Genomic DNA, 11,521 nt, shown 5'->3' on the forward strand with positions numbered 1-11,521 from the left:
GTCAGGTCCTACAGTGTGTAAAGAAAGGCCCATAAGCGGTATAGGCCTATCCGACAGGCTATGAAAAGAACGACCACGAAGATGAGGCTGACGATCAGCAAGTGTCCGTCATTTGCAATATTTGAATTGAAAAAGACTTTCTGTGTCCAGTTTATGATACCCTCGGTCAGGTTGTTGCATATCCTGCTCAGCGTAATCGGTGCCGGACCACTTTTGTAGAAGAAAAACAATCTAAGTGCCAGGGCAATGATGATGATCCAGAAGATGAAGGCTATGATGGATTGCCAGAGTATCTGCATTGACAAGGCTATGCATATACCCCAAGTCAACTTTCCTGTCCTGCTGAAGATACTTAATATGGCCTGGACAAAGGAAAGCAGGGCAAACCCAAGGACAGGCGTAAAATCAATGACCCCTTTCCGTAACCATCCTACTCCGATGAACAAGTTGAGGAAAGGATCGACTATCTTGACGAGCCATCGGGTAAAACCATTGTTTCCTAGTTGTGTTCCAGGGATACGGATCCATGTCAGGATTACCCTGATCCAAATCAAGAACATATAAATCTGTATCAAGCCAGCACCTAAGCCTGCCAGCTTCATCAGTAAGGTAGGTGCATCATACACACTCATGGATTCCTCCTTCCTTAGTTGAACCAGACGTCTGTAACGACAGGAATCTGTTTGGCTTCCTGGGAGAAACCTTCATTGTACGAAATAGAAAATTCCGGACCGCAGATGATTTTCGTTTCTTCAGTCGGACTTTCCTGCTGTTCGTCTTCTTCAGTATAGGTTTCATCTTCAATTCTGGCCGATGAGTTGTCTTTTTGGAACAACAAATCTACCTGTATAGTTCCGTTTCCATCTGCATGGGTAACCAAAAGATCCCTTAGTTGCGTAAGATAATCCATGTTTGATTGGGCAATTGTCTGATTTACTTTTATGAAGCAGTTTTTCAATGCAACAGGAGGTAGCTGTGAAGGATCAACAACCTCATCAATGAGGAAACTGATTTTGTCCATGCCCCTTTTGTTGTCAAATTTTCCTGTAAAACCATGGATGCTGTCTGCTGCTAGGAGATCTTTATAACGTTCCCAACCATCAGAGAATATCGTAGCATCTATGGTACCGTTTTTGTCAACCAAAGTAAGGAATCCCATCCGCTTGTTGTTTTTCTTGCTTGTGTATTGCTTGACGGATTGAATCATTGCAATGATGGAAACTGTTCTTCCGAAAGGAAGCTTTGTCGGCTCACCGAGATTTACTACGACACTTTTCTTTATGGCATCTGCGTACACATCCATCGGATGTCCTGAAATATAGAAACCGAGCAGTTCTTTTTCTTTTTCAAGTTTTTCCATGATTTTCCAATCAGGAACCGGAACCATGTTGAACTGATTGATTTCTTCCGTTTCTTCTTCGCCGAAGAGAGAAAGTTGCCCATATTGGTTGTCTTCATGGCTCTTTGCAACGAATTTCAACATTTCCGGCAGATTGGTCAGCAAGGTGGGTCTGTTGACACCGAGCTTGTCAAAGACTCCTGCACAGATCAGTGATTCTATGAGCTTGGAGTTCAATACCTTCGAGCTGCTGCGCATAAGGAAATCCATGAAATCCTTATACGGTCCGTTTTTCTCCCGTTCTTCTACTATTTGCTGCACAGCACCTTCTCCAACGTTCTTGATACCGCTCAATCCGTAGATGATCTGGTTGTCAACGACTGTGAATTGGTTTTCGGAGTAGTTGATCGTCGGGGGCAATACCTTGATACCCATTTCCTTGCATACGGCCAGATATTCGCTGTATTTGTCTGGATTGTTGATTTCATTGGTAAGGTTCGCGGCCATGAACTCTGCAGGGTAGTTTGCCTTGAGATAGGCAGTCTGGTAAGCAATGATGGAATATGCCACTGCATGAGACTTGTTGAAACCATAGCCCGCGAAAGGTTCAAGCATTTCAAATATTTCTATGGCATGCTCTTTGCTATGGCCTTTCTTTGCCGCTCCTGCGATGAACTTGACCTTTTCCTCTGCCAAGGCATAGACTTTTTTCTTACCCATGATCCTACGAAGGATATCTGCTTGCCCCAGGGTGTAGCCTGCAATGATCTGTGCAACCTTCATTACCTGTTCCTGGTAGACTATGACGCCATAGGTAGTCTTCAGTTCATCTTCAAGAGAAGGGTCTGCATAGGTAATCTGTTGTCTGCCATGCTTGCATTCGATGAATTGTGGGATATAAGCCATCGGTCCCGGCCTGTACAAGGCATTCAATGCAACCAGGTCTTCCATGTTGCTGGGGGCCGCGTCCCTGAGGATTTTCTGCATGCCGACGGATTCAAACTGGAATACGCAGGTACTGTCACCTTTTCTCAGCATATCGAAAGTCTGTTGGTCTTCATCTGAAATTGCCTTGAGATCAAAATCAGGATTTCTCTTGTGTATCAGGTCAACGCAATGCTTGAGCAAGGTAAGAGTCTTCAATCCCAGAAAGTCCATCTTTACGAGGCCGCACTGTTCGATGAGGTCCATCGTGTACTGTGTGGATATGGCACCTGTCTTCGAATCAGAACATAGCGGAACATAGTTGATCAGAGGAGTCTGTCCGATGACGACGCCTGCTGCATGGGTAGAGACATGCCTGTTCATACCCTCCAGACGGGAGGCTACGTCAAACAACGTTTCGTAAATGCCTCCCTGTTGGCGGAGAGCTGTCAGTTCCGGACTCATTTCCAAAGCTTTTGCTATGGTCATCTTCGGTTCATCCGGTATGAACTTTGCTATCTTGTTGGCCTCATCGAACGGGATATCCAAAGCTCTTGCGCAGTCTTTTATGACAGCTTTTGCTTTCAAGGTTCCGAAAGTTGCAATCTGGGCGACGTGATCCTTGCCGTAGTGCTGTGTGACATAGTCAATGACTTCCGACCGTCTTTCGAAGCAGAAGTCAATGTCAAAGTCAGGCATGCTTACACGGTCTGGATTGAGAAAACGTTCGAACAGCAATTTATACTTCATCGGGTCGACATCTGTAATGTCGATGCAATACGCCACGATAGAACCTGCCCCTGAGCCACGGCCAGGCCCTACGGGAATCCCATGGGTCTTGGCCCAGTAGATGTAATCACGGACAATAAGGAAGTATCCTTGGAAGTCCATTGTAATGATTATATTGAGCTCATATTCCAACCGGTCATAGTATTCCTGAGGAATGTCCTTGTATCGTCTCTTGATGCCGTCATGTGCCAGAGACCTTAGGTAATCTGCTGTATCTTTGAAACCTTCAGGAACTTTGAAAATCGGTAACAAGGGACCGGGGAAGTGAATTTCAATATGGCATCGCTCAGCTATCTTTGCGGTGTTTGCAATGGCTTCAGGGCACCATGAGAACAATTCTTCCATCTGTTGGGGAGTCTTGAAATAGAATTCCTTGGACGGGAATTTCATTCTGTTGTCTTCGCTGACCTTTGAGTTGGTACCGATACACAGCAACACGTCCTGTGCTTCCCAATCCTCTTTATCAATGTAGTGGATGTCATTGGTAGCCACGACGGGGATGCCGGTTTCCTTTGAAATCTGTACGAGGAGCGGGTTTGTCCTTTTCTGCTCTTCCAAACCATGGTCCTGTAATTCAAGGAAATAGCGACCGTCATCAAAGACAGAAGAAAACCATAAGGCCCTTTCCTTTGCACGGTCATAATCTCCGGCAAGCAGAAGTTGCAGAATTTCTCCGCCTAGGCACGCTGAGAGGCATATGAGACCTTCATTGTGCTCCTTGAGCAATTCATCGTCAATTCTCGGCTTATAGTAATAGCCTTCTGTCCAGCTGATGGAATTGAGCTCCATCAGATTATGGTATCCCTTTTCATTCATAGCCAGGAGGATGAGATGATAACGATGGGTATCATCCTTTCCTAGGCGAGGCCTTTCGGTATGTCCTGCCGGATTGCAATAGAATTCGCAGCCGACTATGGGGTTTATGTCTTCCTTCTTGCAGGCATCATAGAAACGGAGTGCTCCGTACATGTTCCCATGGTCAGTCAAGGCAAGGCTTGTCATGCCATTTTCCTTTGCCTTTTTTACGTATGATGATATCTTTGCTGCTCCATCCAAGAGGGAGTAGTCACTGTGGTTATGAAGATGTATGAAATCTGACAATTGCGTCTCCTAATAGTATGCTGTACCATGTTTTGGTTTCATTGAAAAGAGGACGTTCTGAAATACTCTTCTACAACGTTCTCTTTGCAATAGAGTCACCAAAGGCAAGTTTTTCCCGATATCGGCTATAAGCTTGTGCGAAAGGTCCACTACTTTCTGGGCTGAAAGTGGAATCTGGGCTCCTTCCAGCTCATTGCATAATTCCGATGCGAAATACATACCTGCAAGCGGAAATGTTATGCAAAGTTGCATTTCGCTGACCATTCCTCCGGTAATATCCGCCCGTAGGGCAAGAATTACCGTAGATTCTGGTTTCCTTATCGGATCTCCGATGCAGATGAATCTTTCATAGTCACTGCTTTCATATTCAATCCGTAGTTTTGATATGATACTGTTTTTTTCCAATTGCAGTTTCCCTGTTGCATCATAGATCCTTCGCAATGGAATTCTTTTCGTCGTATGCTTATTGTCCTGGACCTTGAGTATTTCTGCTTCGGTGTTCATCAGGATCAGGGTGCCTGGCAGGGCAAAGCGGATACCAGAAGTACACAAAGCACCTCCGATGGTCATCTGGTCACGAACGATACTGGAAGCTGTAGCATCCAATGTATGCAGCAGCAAGTCATTGAAAATGAGCTTGCCTATTTCCAGCATCCTGCTTGCACAGACCATACACCCTACATCGACGGTCCGTATGTTCTTTGTAATGTCGAAAAAGGCATCAATCTTTCCCAGATAGATGAGCGGACGGGTTGAAGTGTCAGGGTAGAAATCCGGCCTGCTCATGATGAAAGTTCCTCCTGCCCAAATCTGGCTGTCAGGATTCTCTGCAATGCATTGGAACAATTCACTGATTGTCTTAGGCATGAATATCTTTCTGTTAAAGTACATTGCGCTTGATCCTGTCCTCCCGTGCAGCCTTCACGATTTCCAGAAGTTCACTGGAATTCATGCATTTGCAGGTGCTTAGGGAAAACTCCCTTGCTACCATGTTCTCATCTATTTCTTCATGGGTATTCTTATCCAATCGTTTTTCCATGAAATTCCTTGAGTTTGCATCAAGGGTATCGAGCCTGTTGGCTTTCTTGGTTGCGAACCTGAGGAGAATTGATTCAATTATCAATGTTTTTGGTTGATAACAGTCAGGACAAGGTTCACTTCCCAAAGCATCATACGTACGCCTGATATTCCGATAGTGTGCGGTTTGCATGAAATAATCAAACGTAGTGACCGTCTTGCCTTGGAGCAGAAACGCCGGTGTCATGCAACCTAAGACCGGTTTGCCGTCTACGAGCACCAGGCAACCGCCGCAGCAGTTCCCGTCGCAGCGTACCTTGTTCAGACTGATTCCCATGTCTTCATAGAGGATGTCGGAAAGTGGTTTCGTTTCACTGACGATGAGTTCAAGTGGGGTTTTGTTAAGCGTCATGGCAAGCTTGATCATCCTTTTGCTTCCTCCATCAAAGCAACGATTTCTTCGGAAAAAATCGGTAATTCCGTAATTTGACAGCTCAATGCCTGTTCCAAAGCAACGGCATAAGCTGCAATGGCAATTCCTCTTAGGCCGCTTGAAAGCGAATCGGTGAGTTCCTTGTCATCACAATTGATATCGAGATCAATCTTGAATTCATTACCCAGTGCCAGTTTTGCTCCTTGCTCAAGCAAGGTCGTAATGATGGTCTGTTTCATCTTTGATGTAAAAGAAGGTTTGTCCGATACCTGACCTGTAAGGAAGGTCCCCCATATGTGAGAGATGATTGGTTCCAGATTGACAGGGTCAATCTGAAGCTCTATGACCAAGGCTCCCCAGGTGTTTGTCTGAAACAGATGTTTGCCTGCAAGTTCCTTGCTATCGGCACTTTCACTGATAGGAAGAGCTTGGAGGAACCTTTTTGATTTGATCTTTTCACATGCCAAGCTTATGTTTTTTGGCATCCTGCCGCTGCTGACAGAAAGGAGTGAAGGTCCGCTGTCAATCATGAAAGGTCCGTCTTCTGTAAAGCTGATGTCATTTTCATTGACTTCCAATTTCTTTGCAATGATCTGTTTCCAGATATTGGCACTGTGTCCGACCGGCAGAAAGGAAGTATTGCATATGACTTTTCCTTTTGTATGCAGGGTGAGCATGACGGACTGTTGCTGAATGCCTTTGCAGTTTGATGAAAAACCACAGAGGCCAGGGCCAGATGCAATACCGATGCCTCTGGCATAGCTTGACAGCAATGACAGTTTCTTTTGTATTGACTTGTGTATCTGGTAGCTTGCATTCTTTCTGTTGAAAAAACATTTCTGAGCCAGTTTGTCCAATTGTCCATCAGGTTGCTGTTCGCTCTTCCATGCAATGACCTGGGGCCTGAGCGAATCGGCACTGTGCAAGGACTGCCTCCACAGATATGGTGACTGCTCCAGTTTTTTCCCAAGGCGTGAGCTGTGTATTTCAGATGCTGCCAAGGCATCACAATACCCCAGGTCCCCGAAGAAGTTTGAAGCTTGTGTCGGACTGGAAACTATCGATATGGTACAGCGGAATCCTTTGAGTGGATATTCCGGCAACAGGCCGGCTAGCATTTGTTTGCATAGTTCATTGCTGAACAAAGGGTAGGCGCCCTGGTCTATCTGGACTTCGGCTAGCTCTGCAACAGTCTGTTTGTTCTGATCATACCATGTTGTTTTCTTGACTGTAGTTTCAATTTTGACCGTCTGTGCAAAGCTGGTCAATTCAACAGGAAGGCCGGATTTGATGGCCGCTATCGCTGCTATGCAGGCCATATGGGCTGGCTGTAGCCAATATTCATCATGGGGAGCAAAGTACAGTTGCCGATGGATGATGATTTTCCGTTTGTTATAGCCTGTTGCGGCGGCAACTGCTTCCTTGATCAGGTTAGGCCATTGTGTCGGAGCAGAAATTTCAATGGTGTCGCTTGCTGTCCTGGCGGTAACTTTCAGAGGCTTTCCGGGTTCTGTCTTCCGACGTTTGGAAGTAAAAGAACTTTCGAAACGTTGCAGACCTACTGCAGAGGTAGCCTGGTCATAATTGCCCAAGTCCTGCTTGAAGGTCAAGATTCGTGGCTTTTCCAGTTTTTCCGGCTGGTGATAGGAAATTTCAATCTGCCTTGAAAGGACTTCTACGGTGTCTAAGGTCGGGCCGAAAAGTGCGAATAGCGGCTCGCCTATATAGGATACCTTTGCCGCTGCCAGCAAGGGGATATACTCACCCAGGACATTCAGTCTGTTTGCTCCCATGATATCCATCGGGGTAATGGCAAGGTAGTCTTCATCCAACTGGGGCAACTGGATGTCGGGAACCAATCCCAAGCCGCTGGTTGCTCCGACCAACATGCCTTGGAGAGGCTCAAGTTGCAGATTGTTCTTTTTCTTTTTTGCCATGGAAAAATAATAGCATTAAAATCTGCTCTCTGCAATGTTCGGTTGTTGACGAGGCCTGTTTATCGGTTTGTTTCATATGGAAAAAATCCAATGGCTGGAGTATGATATACCTATGAATGACGAAGAGAAACTGCTGGATGAGGTCAATGATCTCAGTGACCGGCTAAGGACTTATCAGAGGGCTTATTATGTGGATGCCAGACCTTTGGTTTCCGATATGGAATATGATCGTTTGTTTGACCGGCTCAGGATGATTGAGGGCAGCCATCCCAAATTCAGGTTCCCTGATTCCCCGACCCAACGGGTCGGCAGTGACCTTTCTTCAGATTTTCCTGAAGTGACGCATACTATCCCTGTGCTGAGCCTGGACAAGGCATACAGTGAACCTGCCGTACAGGATTGGATCAGCAAATGCGAGAAGAAAGAAGACCGACAGCTTTCATTTGTATTGGAGCAGAAGATAGATGGCATCAGCATGGTACTCTATTATGAGCATGGTGTACTTGCAAGGGCTGTTACCAGAGGCAATGGTACGGTAGGCAACGATGTGACTGCCAATGTCAGGACGATCAAGTCAGTTCCGCTACGGTTGTCCAAGCCTGTTGATATTGCTGTAAGGGGTGAAGTCTACCTGCCGAAAGCAGATTTTGAGGCTTTGAACAATAAGCTTGAGGAGCCTTTTGCAAACCCCAGGAACCTGACGGCAGGGACCATCAGACGAAAAAAGAGCAGTGAGACTGCCCAGGTTCCCCTTGCGATATTTGTCTATGAAGGCTTTTGGAAAGAAAATCCTCCGTTTGCCGATCATGTTGCCATCCTTGCAGAATTGAAAGCGTTGGGCTTCCGTACCAATCCGAACATAGGTCTTTTCTGCCAGACTGCAAAAGAAGCCAAGCAGAAACTTGATGCAGCACATCTGGAAGGAAGCTGGGGAAGTTTTTCTGACCTTCAGGAACATATACGCAGGCAGACTGAAGGACGGGCATCGTTGCCATATGAAATTGACGGGCTTGTACTGAAGGTAAATGAGATCCATGTCCGGGAACGGTTGGGCTATACTGAGCATCATCCCCGCTGGGCAATTGCCTACAAGTTTGAAGCTCCACAAGCACTGAGTACTGTCCAGCAGATCGACGTGCAGATCGGTAGGACAGGGAGAGTGACACCGGTTGCACGTATCACTCCAGTGGCAATAGGCGGTTCCACGGTATCGAATGTCACCTTGCACAACCAGCAGTACATTGATGAACTTGAACTTGCTGTCGGAGATACTGTTGAGGTAAGCAAGAGAGGTGATGTGATTCCGGCTGTCGAACGGGTCGTTGATAAAAATGAACAGGGTAATACGACGTATCATATTCCTTCCGCCTGCCCTGTCTGTGATACGGTCCTGGTACAGAGGGGAAGCCATCATTTTTGTCCCAATCCTGATTGCAGGGCCCAAATGCTGGGGCGGATTGAATTCTTCGTCGGCAAGGATCAGATGGATATTGCCTCTTTTGGTCCCAAGACAGTGGAATTCCTCGTGGACAGGAAATTGGTAAAGGATGTACCCGACTTGTATTCGGTAAATTACAGTGTCTTGATGGATGCTCCTGGCTTCGGAGACAAGAAAGTCGCTGCGATACAGGCTGGTATTGAAGCGAGCAAGAAGCAGCCTTTTTCACGGGTGCTGGTAGCCTTGGGAATGCCTGAGATAGGCAAGAAAGTCGTCGATATGCTTATCGAGGCCGGTTTTGATTCCATGGACAAGCTGCTGGATATTGCAGCAAAGAAAGACAAGGCAACTCTTGCGACTGTCCGTCTTATTGCTGACAAGACTGCGGATAATCTGATAGACAGCCTTAACGAACCAGCAATGCAGGAAAGGATAGCAGCCTTGAGGGCTGCTGGTTTGCCTATGAAGATGGTCAGGACAGCAGAGCCAAGCCTTCCCAAGATCTTTGAAGGGCAGGTCTGGTGTGTCACCGGTTCATTCCAACAATTCAATCCAAGGACCAAAGCCATGGAAGAAGTTGAAAAGCGTGGAGGGCGCGTAGTTTCTGCGATTACTGGCAAGACAACCCATCTGCTATGCGGTACCGGGGGAGGCAGTAAAAGAGCCAAGGCTGAAAAACTTGGCATAAAACTTGTTGATGAAGCGCAGTTCCTTGCTTTGCTTGGTGAAAGTAATGGAGGAGACCCGGCAGTGCCATCGGAACAGTCCTCTCAGATGGAGCGTCAGGGAGAATTGTTCTGAAAGCAGTAGAAAAACTGGAGGATTTGGATTAGGATGCAAGTATCTTTTTGCCTACTAGGCTATAAGGAGCTGGAAGTTGCATACGTTAGCTGTTGAGTTGAATGACCGGTTGAAAGGTACGGTTCCCGGTGAGTTTCTTTCCGCATATGGGAAAAGAATGTATTTTCCGAAAGGTATCGTGGCACAGAGTGCCGAAGCCAAAAGCCAGGCAAAGCTCTATAATGCTACGGTCGGCCAGGCTTTCAAGGATGGACATCCCATGTACCTTTCCTCTATCTATGATGAATTTACGAAGGAACATCTGACGACTAACCAGATCTTTACCTATGCTCCAGGTGGAGGAGAGCCGAAACTGAGGGAGCTTTGGAAAGCTGATATGCTGGAAAAGAACCCTGGGTTGGAGGGTAAGACCTTTTCAAGGCCTTTGGTTACTGCCGGTCTGACCCATGCCATTTCAATGATTTGCCGCATGTTCCTTGATGAAGATGATACATTGCTCGTTCCTGATTTATTTTGGGACAACTACGACCTTATCGTCACGGAAAATGTCGGGGCTTCTCTTACTACGTTCCCTCTGTTTGATGACAGCGGACGCCATTTCAATCTGAATGGCCTGGAAGAAAGCATTGCTGCTGCAAAGGGAAAGAAGCTTGCAATCCTGCTCAACTTCCCCAATAACCCGACAGGCTATACACCGACCAAGACAGAGATGAAAAATATCGCTGATCTGTTGCTTTCTGCCGCTGAAAAGGGACAGAAGATGATAGTGATAGATGATGATGCCTATTTTGGCTTGTTCTATGAAGCGGATACAGCCAGGGAAAGCTTGTTTTCATATCTTGCCGATGCACATCCGAATATCCTGGCGATAAAGGGAGATGCTGCAACGAAAGAGGCCATGGTCTGGGGCTTCAGGATCGGATTCATTACGGTTTCCTGCAAGGGATTGACAGCAGACCAGTATGATGCCATCGAAAAGAAATTCATGGGAGCCATCCGTTGTTCCGTTTCAAATTGTGACAAGCCTGGACAGAATCTGCTTGTCATGGCAATGAGTGACCGCCCAAGTTTCCTGGCTGACAAGAAAAAGGCCTTGGAAGAAATGGAGAGGCGCTACAGGACTCTTCAGCAAGTTCTTGCAGACAAGCAGGATATGGATTGCTTGAAGCCTTTGGCTTTCAACAGCGGTTATTTTATGTCATTTACCTGCAAGGGTGATCCTGAGGAACTGCGGAAGTATCTTCTTTCGAAATACCAGATAGGTGCAATCAATATCATGGGAAAAGTCCTGAGACTTGCTTACTGTTCAGTAGAGGAAACTGATATCAGGGATTTGATTGACAAAGTATATAAGGCGGCAGGAGAGCTATGGGACTGAAGACCAAGGTATACTTGGTAGATGACAAAGGTAACAAATACATGGGTATCGGAGTAGTCTGGCTTTTGGAAGAACTCCAGAAGTGCGGGTCACTGCGGGCCGCTGCAGCAGATCTTCAATTGTCATATTCAAAGGCTTATATGATGGTCTGCAACCTTGAAGCATCATTGGGAAGAGAAGTCATTGTGCGTCGTAAAGGCGGTGTGTCGAGGGCAGGAGCCAGTCTGACCCCTTTTGGTCATGCTTTTCTCAAACGTTACAAACAGTTCCATGAAGATATAAAGAGGGCTGAACGGCCTGTATTTGAAGAATTTCAGACAGATATCGACCAGATGATAGGAAGGTTTGAAAAATAAACGGAGGA

8 protein-coding genes are annotated in these 11,521 nt (G+C 46.4%); 3 read left to right on the plus strand and 5 right to left on the minus strand.

The annotated features are described in order from the left end of the window. Window positions 1-8: 8 nt before the first annotated feature. From LKE40_09790 to LKE40_09810, 5 genes are read right to left on the minus strand one after another with little or no spacing between them, the layout of a single operon-like run. A complete protein-coding gene (locus tag LKE40_09790; protein MCH3917733.1) occupies window positions 9-632 on the minus strand; it encodes a YggT family protein in 624 nt (207 codons plus the stop codon). A 14-nt stretch (window positions 633-646) separates the two neighbouring features. Beyond that, complete coding sequence (gene dnaE, locus LKE40_09795) at window positions 647-4,153, minus strand: DNA polymerase III subunit alpha (protein MCH3917734.1); 3,507 nt, start codon at window positions 4,151-4,153, stop codon at window positions 647-649. Between the two features lie 9 nt (window positions 4,154-4,162). Continuing rightward, window positions 4,163-5,044 (minus strand): FAD binding domain-containing protein, encoded by an 882-nt coding sequence (locus LKE40_09800; GenBank protein ID MCH3917735.1) that lies wholly within the window; start codon window positions 5,042-5,044, stop codon window positions 4,163-4,165. Further along, the gene (locus tag LKE40_09805) at window positions 5,034-5,597 is read right to left on the minus strand and encodes a ferredoxin (protein MCH3917736.1); all 564 of its coding nucleotides are present in this window, start codon (window positions 5,595-5,597) and stop codon (window positions 5,034-5,036) included. The genes LKE40_09800 and LKE40_09805 overlap by 11 nt, the downstream gene beginning before the upstream one ends. Beyond that, window positions 5,594-7,540: a molybdopterin-dependent oxidoreductase gene (locus LKE40_09810; protein ID MCH3917737.1), complete on the minus strand. Its 1,947-nt coding sequence runs from the start codon at window positions 7,538-7,540 to the stop codon at window positions 5,594-5,596. Before LKE40_09810 ends, LKE40_09805 begins: the two co-directional genes overlap by 4 nt. A 112-nt stretch (window positions 7,541-7,652) precedes the next feature. Between LKE40_09810 and ligA the strand changes: the two genes are divergently transcribed. The 3 genes from ligA to LKE40_09825 all read left to right on the plus strand — a co-directional run bounded on the left by ligA (window position 7,653) and on the right by LKE40_09825 (window position 11,513). Continuing rightward, a complete protein-coding gene (ligA, locus tag LKE40_09815; protein MCH3917738.1) occupies window positions 7,653-9,779 on the plus strand; it encodes an NAD-dependent DNA ligase LigA in 2,127 nt (708 codons plus the stop codon). A gap of 76 nt (window positions 9,780-9,855) precedes the next feature. Continuing rightward, window positions 9,856-11,157: an aminotransferase class I/II-fold pyridoxal phosphate-dependent enzyme gene (locus tag LKE40_09820; protein ID MCH3917739.1), complete on the plus strand. Its 1,302-nt coding sequence runs from the start codon at window positions 9,856-9,858 to the stop codon at window positions 11,155-11,157. After that, window positions 11,148-11,513, plus strand: a complete 366-nt coding sequence (locus tag LKE40_09825) for a LysR family transcriptional regulator (GenBank protein MCH3917740.1) — start codon at window positions 11,148-11,150, stop codon at window positions 11,511-11,513. Before LKE40_09820 ends, LKE40_09825 begins: the two co-directional genes overlap by 10 nt. Window positions 11,514-11,521 lie beyond the last annotated feature (8 nt).

The organism is Spirochaetia bacterium (genome assembly GCA_022482625.1).
Classification (GTDB): Bacteria; Spirochaetota; Spirochaetia; order Sphaerochaetales; family Sphaerochaetaceae; genus Pleomorphochaeta.

Excerpts from the sequence above, each read along its gene's own strand:
- LKE40_09790 (MCH3917733.1), bottom strand. The coding sequence starts at position 632 with ATGAGTGTGTATGATGCACCTACCTTACTGATGAAGCTGGCAGGCTTA.
- LKE40_09800 (MCH3917735.1), bottom strand. The coding sequence starts at position 5,044 with ATGTACTTTAACAGAAAGATATTCATGCCTAAGACAATCAGTGAATTG.
- LKE40_09805 (MCH3917736.1), bottom strand. The coding sequence starts at position 5,597 with ATGATCAAGCTTGCCATGACGCTTAACAAAACCCCACTTGAACTCATC.
- LKE40_09810 (MCH3917737.1), bottom strand. The coding sequence starts at position 7,540 with ATGGCAAAAAAGAAAAAGAACAATCTGCAACTTGAGCCTCTCCAAGGC.
- ligA (MCH3917738.1), top strand. The coding sequence starts at position 7,653 with ATGAATGACGAAGAGAAACTGCTGGATGAGGTCAATGATCTCAGTGAC.
- LKE40_09825 (MCH3917740.1), top strand. The coding sequence starts at position 11,148 with ATGGGACTGAAGACCAAGGTATACTTGGTAGATGACAAAGGTAACAAA.